Origin of the sequence: Pseudomonas synxantha BG33R (assembly GCF_000263715.2) — a bacterium.
GTDB classification, from domain to species: domain Bacteria; phylum Pseudomonadota; class Gammaproteobacteria; order Pseudomonadales; family Pseudomonadaceae; genus Aquipseudomonas; species Aquipseudomonas synxantha_A.
In genome coordinates, this window is sequence record NZ_CM001514.1 from 1,798,126 (window position 1) to 1,817,808 (window position 19,683).

General features: G+C 60.6%; 14 protein-coding genes. 9 read left to right on the forward strand and 5 right to left on the reverse strand.

Annotation, left to right across the window (positions count from 1 at the left end):
* Nucleotides 1-66: 66 nt before the first annotated feature.
* The gene (gene cysK / locus PSEBG33_RS18940) at nt 67-1,041 is read left to right on the forward strand and encodes a cysteine synthase A (protein ID WP_005786124.1); all 975 of its coding nucleotides are present in this window, start codon (nt 67-69) and stop codon (nt 1,039-1,041) included.
* 153 nt (nt 1,042-1,194) lie between these two features.
* Nucleotides 1,195-2,133, forward strand: coding sequence for an aspartyl/asparaginyl beta-hydroxylase domain-containing protein (locus tag PSEBG33_RS18935; RefSeq protein ID WP_005786126.1), 939 nt, complete (start codon nt 1,195-1,197; stop codon nt 2,131-2,133).
* Nucleotides 2,134-2,312: 179 nt separating this feature from the next.
* Here the strand turns inward: PSEBG33_RS18935 and acnA are convergent, their stop codons facing one another.
* Nucleotides 2,313-5,054, reverse strand: a complete 2,742-nt coding sequence (gene acnA / locus PSEBG33_RS18930; protein WP_005786128.1) for an aconitate hydratase AcnA — start codon at nt 5,052-5,054, stop codon at nt 2,313-2,315.
* Nucleotides 5,055-5,251: 197 nt separating this feature from the next.
* On the opposite strand from acnA, the gene rlmM reads away from it, so the two are divergent.
* Both rlmM and tusA read left to right on the forward strand, forming a co-directional pair.
* Nucleotides 5,252-6,328, forward strand: coding sequence for a 23S rRNA (cytidine(2498)-2'-O)-methyltransferase RlmM (rlmM, locus tag PSEBG33_RS18925; protein ID WP_005786130.1), 1,077 nt, complete (start codon nt 5,252-5,254; stop codon nt 6,326-6,328).
* A gap of 126 nt (nt 6,329-6,454) precedes the next feature.
* Nucleotides 6,455-6,700 carry a sulfurtransferase TusA gene (gene tusA, locus PSEBG33_RS18920; RefSeq protein WP_005786132.1) on the forward strand — a complete coding sequence of 82 codons (246 nt, stop codon included), beginning with the start codon at nt 6,455-6,457 and terminating at the stop codon, nt 6,698-6,700.
* Here the strand turns inward: tusA and PSEBG33_RS18915 are convergent.
* Entirely contained in the window at nt 6,697-8,091 is a 1,395-nt protein-coding gene (locus PSEBG33_RS18915) for an MATE family efflux transporter (RefSeq protein WP_005786134.1), read from the reverse strand. The genes tusA and PSEBG33_RS18915 overlap by 4 nt on opposite strands.
* A gap of 168 nt (nt 8,092-8,259) precedes the next feature.
* Here PSEBG33_RS18915 and pdxB point away from each other — a divergent pair, with 168 nt between their 5' ends.
* On the forward strand, nt 8,260-9,402 hold the full coding sequence (pdxB, locus tag PSEBG33_RS18910; RefSeq protein ID WP_005786137.1) for a 4-phosphoerythronate dehydrogenase PdxB: 1,143 nt from the start codon (nt 8,260-8,262) through the stop codon (nt 9,400-9,402).
* Nucleotides 9,403-9,454: 52 nt separating this feature from the next.
* Here the strand turns inward: pdxB and PSEBG33_RS29510 are convergent, their stop codons facing one another.
* Nucleotides 9,455-9,628 carry a PA1571 family protein gene (locus tag PSEBG33_RS29510; RefSeq protein ID WP_005786139.1) on the reverse strand — a complete coding sequence of 58 codons (174 nt, stop codon included), beginning with the start codon at nt 9,626-9,628 and terminating at the stop codon, nt 9,455-9,457.
* Nucleotides 9,629-9,873: 245 nt separating this feature from the next.
* On the opposite strand from PSEBG33_RS29510, the gene PSEBG33_RS18900 reads away from it, so the two are divergent.
* Nucleotides 9,874-11,652: an ABC transporter transmembrane domain-containing protein gene (locus tag PSEBG33_RS18900; protein WP_005786142.1), complete on the forward strand. Its 1,779-nt coding sequence runs from the start codon at nt 9,874-9,876 to the stop codon at nt 11,650-11,652.
* A gap of 142 nt (nt 11,653-11,794) precedes the next feature.
* Here the strand turns inward: PSEBG33_RS18900 and PSEBG33_RS18895 are convergent, their stop codons facing one another.
* The gene (locus PSEBG33_RS18895; RefSeq protein WP_005786144.1) at nt 11,795-13,723 is read right to left on the reverse strand and encodes a transglycosylase SLT domain-containing protein; all 1,929 of its coding nucleotides are present in this window, start codon (nt 13,721-13,723) and stop codon (nt 11,795-11,797) included.
* Between the two features lie 213 nt (nt 13,724-13,936).
* Between PSEBG33_RS18895 and PSEBG33_RS18890 the strand changes: the two genes are divergently transcribed.
* The gene (locus PSEBG33_RS18890) at nt 13,937-15,856 is read left to right on the forward strand and encodes an ATP-binding cassette domain-containing protein (protein ID WP_005786146.1); all 1,920 of its coding nucleotides are present in this window, start codon (nt 13,937-13,939) and stop codon (nt 15,854-15,856) included.
* Nucleotides 15,857-16,038: 182 nt separating this feature from the next.
* Here PSEBG33_RS18890 and PSEBG33_RS18885 read toward each other — a convergent pair whose 3' ends face one another.
* A complete protein-coding gene (locus PSEBG33_RS18885) occupies nt 16,039-16,479 on the reverse strand; it encodes a universal stress protein (RefSeq protein ID WP_005786147.1) in 441 nt (146 codons plus the stop codon).
* 105 nt (nt 16,480-16,584) lie between these two features.
* On the opposite strand from PSEBG33_RS18885, the gene PSEBG33_RS18880 reads away from it, so the two are divergent.
* Nucleotides 16,585-17,022 carry a hypothetical protein gene (locus PSEBG33_RS18880; protein WP_005786149.1) on the forward strand — a complete coding sequence of 146 codons (438 nt, stop codon included), beginning with the start codon at nt 16,585-16,587 and terminating at the stop codon, nt 17,020-17,022.
* 485 nt (nt 17,023-17,507) lie between these two features.
* Nucleotides 17,508-19,655: a fatty acid oxidation complex subunit alpha FadB gene (gene fadB / locus PSEBG33_RS18875; RefSeq protein WP_005786151.1), complete on the forward strand. Its 2,148-nt coding sequence runs from the start codon at nt 17,508-17,510 to the stop codon at nt 19,653-19,655.
* Nucleotides 19,656-19,683 lie beyond the last annotated feature (28 nt).

A 19,683-nucleotide genomic window follows, 5' to 3' on the forward strand; every position in this document is an offset into this window, starting at 1 on the left:
TCTGGACGCCCTGGAGAACGAGGCATACCCTTGGGGCCTTCTTCAAAGTCGCCAACAGGATCCCTCATGAGCCGTATCTTTGCAGACAACGCGCATTCCATCGGTAACACGCCCCTGGTTCAGATCAACCGCATCGCACCGCGTGGCGTGACGATTCTGGCCAAGATCGAAGGGCGTAACCCGAGTTATTCAGTGAAGTGCCGCATTGGCGCAAGCATGATCTGGGATGCCGAAAGCAGCGGCAAGCTCAAGCCAGGCATGACCATTGTCGAGCCGACTTCCGGCAATACCGGTATCGGCCTGGCGTTTGTCGCGGCGGCCCGTGGCTATAAGTTGCTGCTGAGCATGCCGTCGTCCATGAGCCTTGAGCGCCGCAAAGTGCTCAAGGCCCTGGGCGCCGAGCTGGTGCTGACCGAGCCGGCCAAGGGCATGAAGGGCGCCATCGAAAAGGCCGGTGAAATCCTCGCCAGCGACCCGACCACCTACTTTATGCCGGCCCAGTTCGAAAACCCGGCCAACCCTGCGATCCACGAGAAAACCACCGGCCCGGAAATCTGGAACGACACCGACGGCGCCGTGGATGTGCTGGTGGCGGGCGTGGGGACCGGCGGTACCATCACCGGGGTGTCACGCTATATCAAGAACACTGCGGGCAAGCCGATCCTGTCGGTGGCCGTGGAACCCATGGTTTCCCCGGTGATCACCCAGGCCTTGGCGGGGGAAGAAATCAAGCCCAGCCCTCACAAGATCCAGGGTATCGGCGCCGGGTTTGTGCCAAAAAACCTCGATCTGTCGATGGTCGACCGCGTGGAGTTGGCGACCGACGAAGAGTCCAAGGCCATGGCCCTGCGTCTGATGCAGGAAGAGGGTATCTTGTGCGGTATCTCCTGCGGGGCCGCCATGGCTGTGGCAGTACGCCTGGCCGAGAAGCCGGAAATGCAAGGCAAGACCATCGTGGTAATTTTGCCGGACTCCGGCGAGCGCTACCTGTCGAGCATGTTGTTCAGCGATGTGTTTACCGACCAGGAAAACCAGGTCTGATCTTCAAAGCGGTCCCACAAGGTTGATGTAAGTCATCCGGTCGGCGTGGGCCTTCTGCATAATGGCTCAAGTGTTTATCATGGCCGGCTGTTACGTCTGGTTTCCCGTTGACGCAAGTTTGCCGGCCAGGCGCTTATTTCCAGGAGTTGCTGCATGACCTTTTCTTTGGCCGCCAAACTGTCGGTGTTGCTGCTGTTTATCGGCAGCACGCTGTATGTGCACCTGCGTGGCAAGGCCCGTTTGCCGATGCTGCGCCAGTTCGTCAACCATTCGGCGCTGTTCGCCCCGTATAACGCCTTGATGTACCTGTTTTCCGCGGTGCCGTCCAAGCCGTACCTGGACCGCAGCAAGTTCCCGGAACTGGACGTGCTCAAGGACAACTGGGAAGTGATCCGCGAAGAGGCCATGCACCTGTTTGACGAGGGCTACATTCGCGCCGCCGAAAAGAACAACGACGCCGGTTTCGGTTCGTTCTTCAAGAAAGGCTGGAAGCGCTTCTACCTCAAGTGGTACGACAAACCGCTGCCATCGGCCGAGGCCCTGTGCCCCAAAACCGTGGCCCTGGTCAGCAGCATCCCCAACGTCAAGGGCGCCATGTTCGCGCTGTTGCCAGGCGGCAGCCACTTGAACCCGCACCGCGACCCCTTCGCCGGTTCGTTGCGTTATCACCTGGGGCTGTCCACGCCGAACTCTGACGACTGCCGCATCTTCGTCGACGGCCAGGTCTACGCCTGGCGCGACGGTGAAGACGTGATGTTCGACGAAACCTACGTGCACTGGGTGAAGAACGAAACCGAGCAGACCCGCGTGATCCTGTTCTGCGACATCGAACGGCCGTTGAGCAACCGTGTGATGACCCGCATCAACCGCTGGGTCAGCAAGCAGCTGGGCCGTGCTACTGCGCCGCAGAACCTTGACGACGAACGCGTGGGCGGCATCAACCAGGCCTATGCCTGGAGCAAGACCTTCAGCGACAAGTTCAGTGGCCAGGTCAAGCAGTGGAAGCGCAAGCATCCCAAGGCGTACCGCATTGCGCGGCCGGTGCTGGCGGTGGTGGTGTTGGTGCTGTTGTGGAAGTGGTTGTTCGGCTAAACCGCACACCATAAAAAAGGCGCTGTATCGAAAGATGCAGCGCCTTTTTTATGCCTGGAATGTGATCAAAACTGTGGGAGCTGGCTTGTCTGCGATGGCGGAGTATCAAGCTATAAAAATGTTGGCTGACCCACCGCTTTCGCAGGCAAGCCAGCTCCCACATTTGATCTGCGTTGCTCTTAAGAGGCGATCAACTGGCGCAGCACGTAGTGCAAAATCCCACCCGCTTTGAAGTACTCCACTTCATTCAAGGTATCAATCCGGCACAGCACCTCAACCTTCTCGCTGCTGCCATCTTCCCGAGTGATCACCAACGTCAGGTTCATTCGCGGTTCGACCTCGGCATCGGTCAGCCCGAGGATGTCGATCTTCTCCTTGCCGGTGAGCTTGAGCGTCTTGCGGTTCTGGTCCAGCTTGAACTGCAACGGCAGCACGCCCATGCCCACCAGGTTGGAGCGGTGGATACGCTCGAAACTCTCGGCGATCACCGCCTTGACCCCCAGCAGGTTGGTACCCTTGGCCGCCCAGTCGCGGCTGGAACCGGTGCCGTATTCCTGACCTGCGATCACTACCAGCGGCGTGCCTGAGGCCTGGTACTTCATGGATGCATCGTAGATCGCCATTTTTTCCCCGGTGGGGATATACAGCGTGTTGCCGCCTTCCTCGCCGCCCAGCATTTCATTGCGGATACGGATGTTGGCAAAGGTGCCGCGCATCATCACTTCATGGTTGCCCCGGCGCGAGCCGTAGGAGTTGAAGTCACGCGGTTCCACCCCTTGCTCGCGCAGGTAGCGTCCGGCCGGGCTGTCGGTCTTGATATTGCCGGCAGGGGAGATGTGGTCGGTGGTCACCGAATCGCCCAGCAGGGCCAGGATGTTGGCGCCCTTGACATCCTTGATCACCGGCAGCGGGCCGGCAATATCGTCGAAGAAAGGTGGATGCTGGATGTAGGTGGAATCCTTCTGCCACACATAAGTCGCTGCCTGGGGCACTTCAATCGCCTGCCATTGCTCGTCACCGGCAAACACCTCGGCGTATTCCTTGTGGAACATGCTGGTGCTGACCTGCGCCACCGCGTCGGCGATTTCCTGGCTGCTGGGCCAGATATCTTTCAGGTACACCGGGTTTCCGTGCTGATCGTTACCCAGCGGCTCGCTGCTGATGTCGATACGCACAGTGCCGGCCAACGCATAGGCGACTACCAGGGGCGGCGAAGCCAGCCAGTTGGTTTTCACCAGCGGGTGCACGCGGCCTTCGAAGTTGCGGTTACCCGACAGCACCGAGGCCACGGCGAGGTCGGCCTTCTGGATGGCTTTTTCGATAGGCTCGGGCAACGGCCCGGAGTTACCGATACAGGTGGTGCAGCCGTAGCCCACCAGGTCAAAACCGAGCTTGTCGAGGTACTGGGTGAGGCCCGCGGCTTTGTAATAGTCGGTGACCACCTTGGAGCCTGGGGCCAGCGAGGTCTTGACCCAAGGTTTGCGGGTCAGGCCCTTTTCCACGGCCTTTTTCGCCACCAACCCGGCCGCCATCATTACGCTGGGGTTGGAGGTGTTGGTGCAGGAGGTGATGGCGGCGATCACCACCGCGCCGTTTTTCAGGCGATAGGTGTTGCCTTCGTATTCATAATCGGCCTCGCCGACCAGATCGGCGTTGCCCACGGCCACGCCGCCACCGCCTTCACTTTCCAGGCGGCCTTCTTCCTTGCTGGTGGGTTTGAATTGCAGGTCGAGGAAGTCGCTGAACGCTTGGCCGACATTCGGCAGGGATACCCGGTCTTGGGGGCGCTTGGGCCCGGCGAGGCTGGCTTCGACGCTGCCCATGTCCAGGGCCAGGGTGTCGGTGAACACCGGCTCCTGGCCGGCATTGCGCCACAGGCCCTGGGCCTTGGTGTAGGCCTCCACCAGTTTGACCGTCTCAGCCGGGCGGCCGGACAGGCGCAGGTAGTCCAGCGTCACCTCATCAACTGGGAAAAAGCCACAGGTAGCGCCGTACTCCGGCGCCATGTTGGCGATGGTGGCGCGGTCGGCCAGGGGCAGGTCGGCCAGGCCGTCGCCGTAGAACTCGACGAACTTGCCCACTACGCCTTTCTTGCGCAGCATTTGTGTAACGGTGAGCACCAGGTCGGTGGCGGTGATGCCTTCCTTGAGCTTGCCGGTGAGCTTGAAGCCGATGACCTCCGGAATCAGCATCGACACCGGCTGGCCGAGCATGGCCGCTTCGGCTTCGATCCCGCCCACGCCCCAGCCGAGTACGCCGAGGCCGTTGATCATGGTGGTGTGGGAGTCGGTGCCGACCAGGGTGTCGGGGAAGGCGTACGTGCGGCCGTCTTCGTCCTTGGTCCACACGGTGCGGCCCAGGTATTCCAGGTTCACCTGGTGACAGATGCCGGTGCCCGGTGGCACGACGCTGAAGTTGTCAAAGGCGCTCTGGCCCCAGCGCAGGAAGGCGTAGCGTTCGCCGTTGCGCTGCATTTCGATATCGACGTTCTGCTCAAAGGCGCTGGTGGTACCGAACTTGTCGACCATCACCGAGTGGTCGATCACCAGGTCCACCGGCGACAGCGGGTTGATGCGCTGCGGGTCACCGCCGGCCTTGGCCACGGCGGCGCGCATGGCGGCCAGGTCGACCACCGCGGGCACCCCGGTAAAGTCCTGCATCAGCACACGGGCGGGGCGATACTGGATCTCGCGGTCCGACTGGCGCTCTTTGAGCCAGGCGGCGATGGCTTTGAGGTCGGTGCCGGTCACGGTCTTGGCATCTTCCCAGCGCAGCAGGTTTTCCAGCAGCACCTTGAGCGACATCGGCAGCTTGTCCAGATCACCCAGGCTCTTGGCGGCTTCGGGCAGGCTGAAGTAGTGGTAGGTCTTGCTGTCTATTTGCAGTGTCTTAAGGGTTCTCAGGCTATCAAGGGATGACATTACATGACTCCTTATGGTCCGCACGGCTACGGACCTGACGGGACGAACAGAGCTAACACGTTAGCGCTGTTTTCATTAGCAGGCTAATAACTGGACTCTATCGTCGAGCCCAAGGTTCCGAACTCGGCTATCATGCGCGCGTTTTCATGACAGGCATTGCGATAGCGCAAGGTCAGTGTGATTCACCAGGAGAGTAGATGAACACCCTTTTTATGCACTGCCGCCCGGGTTTTGAAGGCGAAGTCTGTTCCGAGATCGCGGAACACGCCGCGCGCTTGAACGTGTCCGGCTACGCCAAGGCCAAGACCGGCAGCGCCTGCGCCGAATTTGTCTGCACGGAAGAAGACGGCGCCCAGCGCTTGATGCACGGCCAGCGCTTCGCCGAGCTGATCTTCCCGAGGCAGTGGGCACGCGGGGTGTTTATCGACCTGCCGGAAACCGACCGCATCAGCGTGATCCTCGCCCACCTGCGCGAATTTCCGCTGTGCGGCAGCCTGTGGCTGGAGATGGTCGACACCAACGACGGCAAGGAACTGTCGAACTTCTGCAAGAAATTCGAAGTGCACCTGCGCAAAGCCCTGCTGGGCGCCGGCAAGCTGGTGGACGACCCGAGCAAGCCGCGCCTGTTGCTGACCTTCAAGAGCGGCCGCGAAGTGTTCATGGGGCTGGCCGAGTCGAACAACTCGGCAATGTGGCCGATGGGCATCCCGCGCCTCAAGTTCCCGCGTGACGCGCCCAGCCGCTCGACCTTGAAGCTGGAAGAGGCCTGGCATCACTTTATCCCCCGTGACCAGTGGGACGAGCGCCTGCACGGTGATATGACCGGCGTCGACCTCGGCGCAGCGCCAGGCGGTTGGACCTGGCAACTGGTCAACCGCGGCATGCTGGTCACCGCCATCGACAACGGCCCCATGGCCGAAAGCCTGATGGACACCGGCCTGGTGCAACATTTGATGGCTGATGGCTTCACCTTCGTGCCCAAGCAGCCGGTGGACTGGATGGTCTGCGATATCGTCGAGAAGCCTGCGCGCAACGCGGCGCTGCTGGAAACCTGGATCGGCGAGGGGCATTGCCGTGAGGCGGTGGTCAACCTGAAGTTGCCGATGAAGCAGCGTTACGCCGAAGTGAAGCGCCTGCTCGAACGCATCGAAGAGGGATTCAAGGCACGCGGCATACGGGTGGAAATCGGTTGCAAGCAGCTGTACCACGACCGCGAAGAAGTGACATGTCACCTGCGTCGCCTGGTAGACATAAAGAAATCTAAAGGCCGCTGATATTAAATGTGGGAGCTGGCTTGCCTGCGATAGCGGTATAACAGTCGAAATCTATGTTGAATGTGCCCACGTCATCGCGGGCAAGCCCACTCCCACATAAGAGCGGGCCTGTTTCAGGAGTGAAGTATGAGTGTTGATTTACCTGTTGACGGCACCCTCGACGCCACCGGCCTCAACTGTCCGGAGCCGGTGATGATGCTGCACCAGCACATCCGTGACCTGCCGGCGGGCGGCTTGCTCAAGGTGATCGCCACCGACCCGTCGACCCGTCGAGATATTCCCAAATTCTGCGTGTTTCTTGGCCACAAACTGGTGGATCAACAGGAAGATGCTGGCACCTACCTGTACTGGATCCGCAAGAAAGCCGATTAAGCCAGCGCCTTTTCGGCTCGAATGCGCCGGCGTGCACTGCGCGCCAGGCGCACCAGCAACATCCCCGCCGCACAGCTCAAGCCGACGATCAGCCCTTGCCATAAACCGCTTGGGCCGCTGGGTTCGCCGAGCCAGTCGGTCAGCCCCAGGGCGTAACCCACCGGCAGCCCCACGCCCCAATAGGCGAACAAGGTCAGCACCATGGTCACCCGGGTGTCCTGGTAGCCGCGCAAAGCACCGGCGGCGGTGACCTGAATCGAGTCGGAGAACTGGAACAGCGCCGAGAACACAATCAGCATCGACGCCAGGTGGATGACCACCGGGTCGGGCGTGTAGATCGCCGCGATCTGCTCACGAAACACCAGCATCAGGCTGCACGAAAGGCACGCATAGGCCAGTGCAGTGCCCATGCCGACCCCGGCGGCGAAGCGCGCTTCACGCGGTTCACCACGCCCCAGGGCCTGGCCGACGCGCACGGTCACGGCCATGCTCAGGGAGTAGGGGATCATGAATACCAAAGAACTGACATTCAACGCGATCTGATGGCCGGAAACCACGGTGGCGCCCAGGCTGCCAAGCAACAGGGCAATCACCGCGAATATGCTCGACTCGGCGAAGATCGCTACGCCAATCGGCAGGCCGATCCCCAGGATGCGCTTGATCACCGTCCATTGCGGCCAATCGAAACGCTTGAACAATTCACTGCTTTGGTAAACCGGGCCCCAGCGCGTCCAGCCCGCCAGGCCGAGCATCATCACCCACATCGCAATGGCCGTGGCCCAGCCGCAACCCACGCCGCCCATGGCCGGTACGCCGAAGTGGCCGTAGATGAAGATGTAGTTCAGCGGAATATTCAGCGCCAGGCCGCACAGGCCCATGACCATGCTCGGTCGCGTACGGCCCAGGCCATCACTGAAGCAGCGCAGCACGTAATACAGCGCAATTGCCGGCATCCCCGCGGCGATGCCATGCAGGTAACCCATGGACGGCTCGATCAGGTCGGGCTCGACCTTCATCGCATGCAGGATCGGCTCGGCACACAGCAACAGCACCGCACCGCAGAGGCCGACCACCACGGCCAACCACAACGATTGGCGCACCAACGGCCCGATCTCGGTGAGTTTGCCCGCGCCATAGCGCTCGGCCACTTTCGGCGTGGTGGCCAGCAAGGTGCCGGTCATCAGCAGGTACACCGGGATCCAGATCGAGTTACCCAGGCCGACCGCCGCCAGGTCCTGGGGGCTGACACGCCCGGCCATCACCGCATCGACAAAACTCATCGCAGTGGTTGCCAATTGGCCGATCATGATCGGCAAGGCCAGCGTCAGCAGGCCGCGCACTTCCCGGCTGATGCGGGCGGGGCGGGAAAGGGTAGCGGTGGCAGTGTTCACGTACAGGTGTCCAATAAAAAAGCAGTCGCAAGGACGGCGGATTCTACGCTTTGACGCAGTGGTCAGGAAAAAACCTGTGTTGCTGATTTGTAATGCAGTCCCACAGGGATCTGTTGTGTTAGTTGAATCCCATGCCTGTACACTGCTGATCCGCCAAAGGAGCCTGCCATGCTGATTGTTGCCGACGAAAATATTCCGCTGCTTGATGACTTTTTCCAGGGGTTTGGCGAGATTCGCCGCGTGCCTGGGCGGTCCATCGACCGCGCTACCGTCGAGCAGGCCGACGTGCTGCTGGTGCGCTCGGTGACCAACGTCAACCGTGCCCTGCTCGAAGGCAGCAACGTACGCTTTGTCGGCACCTGCACCATCGGCACCGACCATCTGGACCTGGACTTTTTCAAGCGGGCAGGCATCCAGTGGGCCAGCGCGCCTGGCTGCAATGCGCGGGGGGTTGTGGATTACGTACTCGGCAGCTTGCACACCCTGGCCGAAATCGAAGGTGTCGAGTTGGGCTCGCGCACCTACGGTGTCGTCGGTGCCGGTGAGGTGGGCGGGCGACTGGTCAAGGTCCTCAAGGGCCTGGGTTGGAACGTGCTGGTGTGCGACCCGCCGCGCCAGATCGCCGAGGACGGCGACTACGTCAGCCTGCAACAGATCATCGCGCAGTGCGATGTGATCAGCTTGCACACGCCGCTGATCAAGTCCGGCAATGGCGCCACCTGGCATTTATTCGACCGCCAGCGTCTGGAGCAACTCAAGCCCGGCACCTGGCTGATCAACGCCAGCCGTGGCGCGGTGGTGGACAACGCCGCGCTGCGCGAGGTGCTGCTGGCCCGTGAAGACCTGCAAGCGGTGCTGGACGTGTGGGAAGGCGAGCCGCAAGTGGACGTCGACCTGGCTGACCTGTGCGTGCTGGCCACGCCGCATATCGCCGGCTACAGCCTCGATGGCAAGCAGCGCGGCACCGCGCAGATCTACCAGGCGTTCTGCGCGCACCTGGGCCAGGAGCCGACTGTTCAGCTCAGTGATTTATTGCCGGCACCCTGGCTGGACGAAGTCCACCTGAACGCTTCAACCGATCCTGCCTGGGCACTGGCGGCCCTGTGCCGCAGCGTGTACGACCCGCGCCGTGATGATGCAGATTTTCGTCGCAGCCTGGTGGGGACCGTGCAGGAGCAGCGCCAGTCCTTCGATTTGCTGCGCAAGCACTACCCGCAGCGCCGTGAGATAGATGGCCTGAAAGTGCGCATCAAGGGCGAGTCGACGGCGCTGTCGGCTATCGTTTCGGCTCTGGGCGCTGAAACGCTGTAAACACCTATAAAAAACCCGGCCACCTGGGCCGGGTTTGAAAGAGCGTGGGCACTTAGCCTTGCTGGGCAGGTTTGACCAGTCGCTGTTCCAGCTCGCTGCAGGCTTGCTGGATCATCTCTTCGGTAATCTGCACTTCGTGGCCCTTGGCATCGATATACGAGCAAGGCAACACCTGCTGCTGGCGGATCACTTCAATCTTGGCGTTGCTGCTATCTTGCAAGGTCATGGCCTGTCTCCTCATCAGGTTGTGTACCTATCTTAAATCCCCCGCATGAACGCGCTGTTACAACTCCTTGCACGCTCATCGGTTCGAACACCCAGTCCACCAGAAACCGGTACATATTTCCAGATGAGTCTTAGACCGATAGCCTCTAGCGGCCTGTATCGGCGGGCATAATTAACCTGACTCATTGTTATTTGCGCAAGTTCCCCCAATGTTGAAGTACAGATTCCTCATTGGTGGTGCCTTCCATGTTCTCAACCCGTCAACGCCGTGCGATCCGCCTGGCCAGCCGCTTTATTGCGCCCTACCGCTGGCAGGCCCTGGGCGCCTTGCTGGCGCTGATCGTCACCGCCGGCATCACCTTGTCCATGGGGCAGGGCATTCGCCTTCTGGTCGACCAGGGTTTCATGACCCAGTCACCGCACTTGCTCAACCAGTCCATCGGCTTGTTCATGGTGCTGGTGCTGGGCCTGGCTGTGGGTACGTTCACGCGGTTTTATCTGGTGTCATGGATTGGCGAGCGCGTGGTGGCCGATATTCGCCGGCAAGTGTTCAACCACCTGATCTACCTGCACCCAGGCTTCTACGAGAACAACCGCAGCTCGGAGATCCAGTCGCGGCTGACCACCGATACCACGTTGCTGCAATCGGTGATCGGCTCATCGCTGTCGCTGTTCCTGCGCAACGCCCTGATGGTCATCGGCGGCATCGTGTTGCTGTTCATCACCAACCCCAAGCTCACCAGCATCGTGGTGGTGGCGCTGCCGCTGGTACTGGCGCCGATCCTGATCTTCGGGCGCCGGGTGCGCAGCCTGTCGCGTTTGAGCCAGGATCGTATTGCCGACGTCGGCAGCTATGTCGCCGAGACCTTGGGCCAGATCAAAACGGTGCAGGCCTACAACCACCAGGTGCAGGACGAACAACGGTTCTCTGTGACGGTGGAGGACGCCTTCAGCACTGCCCGCAAACGCATCCTGCAGCGCTCTTGGCTCATCACGTTGGTGATCATGCTGGTGCTCGGCGCCGTGGGCGTGATGCTATGGGTAGGTGGCATGGACGTGATCAGCGGGCGCATTTCCGGCGGTGAGCTGGCGGCGTTTGTGTTCTATAGCCTGATAGTCGGCAGTGCGGTTGGCACTCTGAGCGAAGTGCTCGGCGAGTTGCAGCGTGCTGCCGGTGCGGCCGAGCGTATCGGTGAGCTGTTGCAGTCGAGCAATGACATCCAGGCGCCGGCCGATGGCAGCGAACGCTTGCCGCAGCGGGTCAGTGGCCGCATGGAGCTGCAAGATCTGCGCTTTTGCTACCCCTCACGGCCGGACAGTTACGCCATCGATGGCTTGAACCTGACCATCAATCCCGGCGAAACCCTGGCGCTGGTAGGCCCCTCCGGCGCGGGCAAGTCGACAATCTTCGACCTGCTGCTGCGCTTCTACGATCCCCAGCAAGGGCGCATCCTGCTCGAAGGCCGCCCGCTGACCGAGCTGGACCCCCTGGACCTGCGTCGCCACTTTGCACTGGTGTCCCAGAGCCCGGCGCTGTTTTTCGGCAGCGTCGAGGACAACATTCGTTACGGCAACCCGTCCGCCACCATGGCCCAGGTCGAAGCCGCTGCGCGTATCGCCCATGCCCACGACTTCATCCTGCAGATGCCCGACGGCTACCAGACCCATCTTGGCGATGGCGGCATGGGCCTCTCCGGTGGCCAGCGCCAACGCCTTGCCATCGCCCGCGCCTTGCTGATAGATGCGCCGATCCTGTTGCTGGACGAGGCCACCAGCGCCCTCGATGCCCAGAGTGAGCACCTGATCCAGCAAGCGCTGCCGCAATTGATGCAAGGGCGAACCACGCTGGTGATCGCCCACCGCCTGGCGACCGTGAAGAATGCCGATCGAATAGCGGTGATGGATCAGGGCAAGCTGGTGGCAGTGGGCACGCATCAGCAGCTGATTGCAAACAACCCGCTATACGCGCGGTTGGCGGCGTTGCAGTTCAGTGATGGAGATGAACAGGTGAATCAGCACCCATAAAAAATGCCCGCATCTCTCGAAGCGGGCATGGAACCTCTGTAGGAGCGAGCTTGCTCGCGAAAAACTCACAAGCGCCGCGTTCATCCATGAAGCACGCGTTATCGTTGAAGTTCTTCGCGAGCAAGCTCGCTTCTACAAACTATTATTGGTCGTCGAAGTAGCGCTCATGCCAATCCACCAGCGGCTGCGGCGAATTGAGCTTCTGCCCGTAGATCACCGAATAAGACAGCACGTTCTGCACATACTGGCGGGTTTCGTCGAACGGGATGCTTTCCACCCAAACGTCGAAGCTCAGGTGGTCTGCACCGCGCAGCCATTGGCGAACACGGCCGGGGCCGGCGTTATAGGCGGCGGAAGCGAGCACGCGGTTGCCGTTGAACTGGCTGTGCACCTGGCTGAGGTAGGCGGCGCCGAGCTGGATATTTTTGTCCGGGTCCAGCACCTGGGCCGGGGAGGCCAGGGGGATGCTGAACTTGCGCGCCGTTTCCTTGGCAGTGCCGGGCATCAGTTGCATCAAGCCGCTGGCGCCCACGCCGGAGCGGGCGTCATCCATAAACGCGCTTTCCTGACGCGTGATGGCAAATATCCAGCTTGAATGCAGGCCGCGCACCTTGGCTTCGCGCACCAGGGTGTCGCGGTGCGCCATCGGGAAGCGGATGTCCAGGTCGTCCCAGTACTGCGCCTGGCTGATGGTACGGATCGCCGGGAAGTACCACTTCATGTCGTAGGCCAACTTGGCCTGGGCGACCATTTCGTCACGGTTGAAGTGCCGGCTGACGTGGTACCACTCGCGGCGACCATCCACGATCTGGCCACGGGCGTAGAACTCCAGCGCACGGCGCACACCTGGGGTATTGCGCACCTTGTTGACCAACGCCTGGCTCATCACCAGCGGTTTGTTGTTCAACTGATAAGGGGATTTGGAACGGTCAGCGGCGAGGAAGCCGTAGAAGTCCCGTTCCTTGGCCACGTTTTTGTACAGCACCAGGGCCTGCGGGTTTTTCGGTTCGGCCAGCTCCAGGCTGCGCGCCTGCCAGTAGCGCCAGCGGTTAGTGGTGGCTAGGTCTTGTGGGAGTTTGCGGGTCAACTGGTAGGCATCTTCCCAGCGCGCCAGGCGCAACAGCAGGCGCAGGCGCCATTCGGACACGGTGTTGTCGCGCAGTTCCGGGTCGTACTTGGTCATCACGTCCAGCGCACGTGGATCGAAGCGCTTGGCCAGGGTCAGGCCAATCTCGCGGGCAATCGACACCTTTTCGTCACGAGAGAAGTGCATGCTGCTGGCGTAGCCGTCGAGCAGGGCCATAGCCTTGTCCGGATCCTGGCGGGCCAGGCGGCGCAGGCCCAGGCCGACGGCGTCAGACATCGCCTCGGTGGCCGGCAGGAAGCGTGACGGATCACTGAGCATGTCAGGCTTTTGCGCCACATCCACCATCAGGCGGCCTTGGACGCCGAGGGTTGGCAGGGTCTTCACCAGGCTGTTGGCCAGCGCGTAATTGCGGGCTTCGGCGGCGAGCTTGGTGCGGTCCCAAATCTTCTGTTCGGTCAGTTGGCCGGCAGCGGCCCATTGGCCGAAGGTGGCGTCACAGGCGGCGGGCTGGGATTTGCCGGTCATCCACAACTTTTCGGCGGTCTTGTAGCCTTCAGCCTTCAGATTGTGGCTGAGCTGGTACTGGCCATGCAGGCAGTCCAGCTCGACGAAATTGAGCTTGGTGTCGTAGTACTTTTCAAAGGTCTGCCAATCGCCACGCTCGGCCAGCCAGCGCAGCCAACGCAGTTTCATCCAGTTGGCCTGGGGCAGGTCGCCGTGTTTGGCGAGGAACTGTTCGATTTCCTCGTTGCTCGCGGTTTTCAGGCGTGCAGTCAGCTCGTCATACGCCAGGTACGGCGTGAGCGGGTAGTCGGCCAGGGCCTGGCTGTATTGCATGTACGGGCCGCTGTCGCCCTTGGCCAGGGCGCGTTTGGCTTGATCGTAATACTGACGTTGGGTGGTGAGGTCCACCGCCTGGGCGGTTTGAACGGCAGTGGCGGAAAGAAGCAGACAAGATAAAAAGTTGAAAAGGCGACTGCGCATGAGACGTCCGTGCAGAGAAATCACGACTAGCACCGGCACTGCCGACACTGATTGCCCCTAGCTTAGCCTTTTGCCAGCGGCCCGCGAAAGCTTTGCCGTCTGGTTCGTTCAAGTTCGCCGGAAATGTCCTACAGAACGTGTCAATAGAGAAAATGCCGACCGCATCCCACCCTTAAGTCAGGTAGAATGCGCGCCCAGTTTTTGGAGAAGCGTATGACCCTGCTCAAATTCAGCGATGTGTCCCTTGCTTTCGGCGCCATGCCGTTGTTGGACAAGGTGTCCTGGCAGATCGCCCGTGGTGAGCGGGTGTGCATCATCGGCCGCAACGGCACCGGCAAGTCCAGCATGATGAAGCTGGTAAAAGGCGACCAGAAGCCTGATGACGGCTCTGTCTGGCGTGCCCCGGGCCTCAAGATCGGCGAATTGCCGCAGGAATTGCCGGTGGCCGACGGACGGACAGTGTTCGACGTGGTTGCCGAAGGCCTGGACGGCGTTGGCGAGTTGCTCGCGCAATACCATCACCTGGCGCAGAACTGCGTCACCGAGGAAGACCTGGACAAGCTGATGCACGTCCAGCAAGACCTCGAAGCCCGCGACGGCTGGCGCTTGCAGCAACTGGTGGACAGCACCCTGAGCCGCCTGCAACTGCCGGCCGACAAGACCCTCGCCGAATTGTCCGGTGGCTGGCGTCGCCGTGTGCTGCTGGCCCAGGCCCTGGTGTCCGAGCCGGACCTGCTGCTGCTCGACGAACCAACCAACCACCTGGACATCGGCGCCATTGCCTGGCTTGAAGAAGCCATCAAGGACTTCCAGGGCGCCGTGCTGTTTATCACGCACGACCGTGCATTCCTGCAAAGCCTGGCCACGCGCATCCTCGAGCTGGACCGTGGCGGCCTGATCGACTGGAACGGCGACTACGCCAGCTTCCTGGTGCACAAGGAAGCCGCCCTGGCTGCCGAAGAAACCGCCAACGCGCTGTTTGACAAAAAGCTGGCCCAGGAAGAAGTCTGGATCCGCCAGGGCATCAAGGCCCGTCGCACCCGTAACGAAGGCCGCGTACGTGCCTTGAAAGCCTTGCGCGTGGAGCGCAGTGAACGCCGCGAGCGTACCGGCAAGGCCAATATTCAGCTGGACACCGCCGACAAGTCGGGCAAGCAGGTAATGGTGCTGGAGAATGTCAGCTTCCATCACCCGGACGGCCCGTTCCTGATCAAGGACTTCTCCATGGTCCTGCAGCGCGGCGACCGTATCGGCCTGCTGGGCGCCAACGGCACTGGCAAGACCACCTTGCTCAAGCTGATGCTCAGCGGTCTGCAGCCGACCAGCGGCAAGGTTGAAGAGGGCACGCGCATCGATGTGGCCTACTTTGACCAGTTGCGCCACCAGTTGGACCTGGAAAAGACCGTGATCGACAACGTCGCCGAAGGTCGCGACTTTATCGACATCGACGGCCAGAGCCGCCACGTACTCAGCTACCTGGGCGACTTCCTGTTCAGCCCGCAACGTGCACGTACCCCGGTCAAGGCCCTGTCGGGTGGTGAGCGCGCGCGTTTGCTGCTGGCCAAGCTGTTCAGCAAGCCGGCCAACCTGCTGGTGCTCGACGAACCGACCAACGACCTCGATGTGGAAACCCTCGAGTTGCTCGAAGAAGTGCTGCTGACGTTCAACGGCACTGTGCTGATGGTCAGCCACGACCGGGAATTCCTCGACAACGTGGTCACCAGCACCCTGGTCTTTGAAGGTGAAGGCAAGGTGCGCGAATACGTCGGTGGTTACCAGGACTGGTTGCGTCAGGGTGGTTCGCCACGTCTGCTGGGCGTGACCGAGAGCAAGTCCGGCAAGGCCGACCTGACCTCGGCGGTTGTGACTCCTGTGCAAGAGGCTGCACCGGCCCAGGAAGCTGCACCAGCGGCCAAGAAGAAACTCAGCTACAAGTTGCAGCGTGAGCTGGAAGCCTTGCCGGGTGAGATCGACGCCAAGGAACAGCAGATTGCCGCGGTAGAAGCGCAAATGGCTGACGCCGGTTTCTACCTGCGCCCGGCGGCAGAAACCGCTGCGGTCATTGCTTCCCTGGAGACGTTGAACCAGGAGCTGGAAGCGTTGGTTGAGCGTTGGGCCGAGCTGGATGCCTGAGTAATCGCACCGCAATAAAAAAGCCCGGCACTCTTCTATGAGCGCCGGGCTTTTTAATATGAAATGCGATTCAACTGTGGGAGCTGGCTTGCCTGCGATAGCGGTGTAACAGCCATCTGATGCATCAACTGACAGGCTGCTATCGCAGGCAAGCCAGCTCCCACATTAGACCTTCATCGGTCTTACGAACTCTTTGCCAGTTTGACGGCCAGTACATCGCAAGGCGCGCCGTGCAATACATCATTAGCGGTGGAGCCCAGCAACAGTGCCAGGCCATGACGGCCGTGGCTGCCGACCACGATCAGGTCACAGGCTTTTTCCTTGGCCAAGTGGTGGATTTCCTGACGCGGTTGGCCGTAGGTCAGGTGGCAGTCTTCCTTTTTCAGGTGCGGGTATTTGAGAATCAAACGGTCCAGGCGCTCCTTGGCCTGGTCAAATTGTTGTTGCTGCAACTGGGAAAGGTCCATCGGCACGTCACCGCCAAAGGCCATGGCCATGGGCTCGACGATATGCACCAGCGACAGTATGGCGCCATTGGCCAATGCAGATTCCTGCGCGCGCTTGATCACCGGATCGCACTCTTCGGTCAGATCGACAGCGACCAGAATATGTTTGTAGGGCATGAGGCGTTCCTCCAGGGGGCTGCAATAAGTTCAGTATGGCTGCTTTCAAGCGGATGGGGTTGCGTCAGGTCAAATCCGCTCATCTAGAAATTCGGGAGTACACATATGACGGTGTGGATAGTGGTGTCAATCCTTGCGGTGGTTTTAAGCCCCCTGGCCTGGCTGCGCCCGTCGCGTGGGCAGAGCGGGCGCATGGCCCTGCGCATGGAGGCACGCCGCATCGGCCTGGCCATGCAGTTGGCGCCCCAGGAATGGCCGCACTGGCTCAAGCAAGAGCCGCCGAGCCCTTGTGCACAGTACTGTCGACCACGGCGTGGGAGCACGCCGGCCATCTGGAGTTACTGGCAGCTGGAGCCGGGTGTGTGGGTCAATCAATGGCGCGAAGGGTGTGTGGATGAAAAGTTGTTGCCGTATTTTGCAACGCTACCGGCGAACGTCTACAAAATTGAAGCGGACAAGCAAATGATCGCGTTGTATTGGGGCGAGAAGGGCGACGCGAGCGTGCTCAAAGACATCGATGCGCTGCTCAAGGCTCTGGCCTGACCCTGCGTTTGTAGGACCGAGCAAGCTCGCTCCTACAGAGATCGGGCAATAAAAAGCCCGACTTCATCATCGGGCTGGAGGTGGCCAGGCAGGCCGGTAAATCTGCAAGTTCCCGCTAGCCTAGCCGTATATCCCTTTCTGTACAGCCGCTTCCCACATCTTTTCTATTATTGATCTTGTGAATATTTGAATATTGACGGGTTGCCTGCCTGTGGTCCGGGTTCTGAAATGACTGGAAAGTCGCGTTTTACCGAGCCTTTGGAGCGATTGACAATTGCCCGGAATTGGATGAAGGTGGCGTACCCAAATCAAACGGGCGTATGAATTGAGCGTTTGTCCTACAGGCAGCTCATACATAACCCCGACTATCGCACTGGCGGGTGTGCCTGGCGGATGGGTTTGAGCATTGATGCGACTGTCAACGTCAAACCAGAGGCCAGCGTCCGGTGTGTACTGTTCAGCTTCCATATCGTGGAGATCAGTTGATGATTTACGAAGGTAAAGCCATCACGGTTAAGGCTCTTGAAAGTGGCATCGTCGAACTCAAATTCGACCTCAAGGGTGAGTCCGTCAACAAGTTCAACCGTCTAACCCTGAACGAACTGCGTCAGGCCGTAGACACCATCAAAGCAGATGCTTCGGTCAAGGGCGTGATCGTCTCCAGCGGCAAGGACGTGTTTATCGTCGGCGCTGACATCACCGAATTCGTCGACAACTTCAAGCTGCCCGATGCCGAGCTGGTGGCTGGCAACCTCGAAGCCAACAAGATCTTCAGCGATTTCGAAGACCTCAACGTGCCGACCGTTGCCGCGATCAATGGCATTGCGTTGGGTGGCGGCCTGGAAATGTGCCTGGCAGCGGATTTCCGCGTCATGTCCGCGACCGCCAAGATCGGCCTGCCGGAAGTCAAACTGGGCATCTACCCGGGCTTCGGCGGTACCGTGCGCCTGCCGCGCCTGATCGGTGCCGACAATGCGATCGAATGGATCGCCGCCGGTAAGGAAAACAAGGCCGAGGACGCACTGAAAGTCGGTGCCGTCGACGCAGTGGTGGCTCCGGACAAACTGGCCGAAGCCGCGCTGAACCTGATCAAGGGCGCCATCAGCGGCGAATTTGACTACAAGGCCAAGCGTCAGCCGAAGCTGGAAAAACTCAAGCTCAACGCTATCGAACAGATGATGTCTTTCGAAACCGCCAAAGGTTTCGTGGCAGGCCAGGCCGGCCCGAACTACCCGGCCCCGGTTGAAGCGATCAAGACCATCCAGAAGGCCGCGAACTTCGGTCGCGACAAAGCCCTGGAAGTGGAAGCGGCTGGCTTCGTCAAACTGGCGAAAACCTCGGCGGCCCAGAGCCTGATCGGCCTGTTCCTGAACGATCAGGAACTGAAGAAAAAGGCCAAGGCCTACGACGAAATTGCCAAGGACGTGAAGCAGGCTGCCGTACTCGGCGCCGGTATCATGGGCGGCGGTATCGCCTATCAGTCGGCGTCCAAAGGCACGCCGATCCTGATGAAAGACATCAACGAGCACGGTATCGAACAGGGTCTGGCCGAAGCCGCCAAGCTGCTGGTGGGCCGCGTGGATAAAGGTCGTATGACCGCTGCAAAAATGGCCGAAGTGCTTAACGGCATTCGTCCTACGCTGTCCTACGGCGATTTCGGCCACGTCGATCTGGTGGTCGAAGCGGTTGTCGAGAACCCGAAGGTCAAGCAGGCGGTATTGGCTGAAGTGGAAGCTCAGGTCAAAGACGACACTATCCTGGCCTCCAACACCTCGACCATTTCCATTTCGCTGCTGGCCAAGGCCCTCAAGCGTCCGGAAAACTTCGTCGGCATGCACTTCTTCAACCCGGTGCACATGATGCCGCTGGTGGAAGTGATCCGTGGCGAGAAGTCCAGCGAGCTGGCTGTTGCCACCACCGTTGCCTACGCCAAGAAAATGGGCAAGAACCCGATCGTGGTCAACGACTGCCCGGGCTTTTTGGTCAACCGCGTGCTGTTCCCCTACTTCGGCGGTTTCGCCAAGTTGGTCAGTGCCGGTGTGGACTTCGTGCGCATCGACAAGGTCATGGAGAAATTCGGCTGGCCCATGGGCCCGGCGTACCTGATGGACGTGGTCGGCATCGACACCGGCCACCACGGCCGCGACGTGATGGCTGAGGGCTTCCCGGACCGCATGAAAGACGACCGCCGCTCGGCGATCGACGCGCTGTACGAGGCCAAGCGCCTGGGCCAGAAGAACGGCAAGGGCTTCTACGCCTACGAGGCCGACAAGAAGGGCAAGCAGAAGAAAGTCGCCGACCCGTCGGTGCACGAAGTGCTCGCTCCGGTCATCTACGAACAGCGTGAGGTGTCGGACGAGGACATCATCAACTGGATGATGATCGCCCTGTGCCTGGAAACCGTGCGTTGCCTGGAAGACGGCATCGTCGAAACCGCCGCCGAAGCCGATATGGGCCTGGTGTACGGTATTGGTTTCCCTCCATTCCGTGGTGGTGCACTGCGCTACATCGACTCGATCGGTGTGGCCGAGTTCGTTGCCCTGGCTGACAAATACGCTGATTTGGGCCCGCTGTACCACCCGACCGCGAAGCTGCGTGAAATGGCCAAGAATGGCCAGAGCTTCTTCGGTTAAGCGCCCAATCGACTAGAGCGAGAATATT

Coding starts and splice junctions, on each gene's coding strand:
- cysK (WP_005786124.1), top strand. CDS start 67: ATGAGCCGTATCTTTGCAGACAACGCGCATTCCATCGGTAACACGCCC.
- PSEBG33_RS18935 (WP_005786126.1), top strand. CDS start 1,195: ATGACCTTTTCTTTGGCCGCCAAACTGTCGGTGTTGCTGCTGTTTATC.
- acnA (WP_005786128.1), bottom strand. CDS start 5,054: ATGTCATCCCTTGATAGCCTGAGAACCCTTAAGACACTGCAAATAGAC.
- rlmM (WP_005786130.1), top strand. CDS start 5,252: ATGAACACCCTTTTTATGCACTGCCGCCCGGGTTTTGAAGGCGAAGTC.
- tusA (WP_005786132.1), top strand. CDS start 6,455: ATGAGTGTTGATTTACCTGTTGACGGCACCCTCGACGCCACCGGCCTC.
- pdxB (WP_005786137.1), top strand. CDS start 8,260: ATGCTGATTGTTGCCGACGAAAATATTCCGCTGCTTGATGACTTTTTC.
- PSEBG33_RS29510 (WP_005786139.1), bottom strand. CDS start 9,628: ATGACCTTGCAAGATAGCAGCAACGCCAAGATTGAAGTGATCCGCCAG.
- PSEBG33_RS18900 (WP_005786142.1), top strand. CDS start 9,874: ATGTTCTCAACCCGTCAACGCCGTGCGATCCGCCTGGCCAGCCGCTTT.
- PSEBG33_RS18895 (WP_005786144.1), bottom strand. CDS start 13,723: ATGCGCAGTCGCCTTTTCAACTTTTTATCTTGTCTGCTTCTTTCCGCC.
- PSEBG33_RS18890 (WP_005786146.1), top strand. CDS start 13,937: ATGACCCTGCTCAAATTCAGCGATGTGTCCCTTGCTTTCGGCGCCATG.
- PSEBG33_RS18885 (WP_005786147.1), bottom strand. CDS start 16,479: ATGCCCTACAAACATATTCTGGTCGCTGTCGATCTGACCGAAGAGTGC.
- PSEBG33_RS18880 (WP_005786149.1), top strand. CDS start 16,585: ATGACGGTGTGGATAGTGGTGTCAATCCTTGCGGTGGTTTTAAGCCCC.
- fadB (WP_005786151.1), top strand. CDS start 17,508: ATGATTTACGAAGGTAAAGCCATCACGGTTAAGGCTCTTGAAAGTGGC.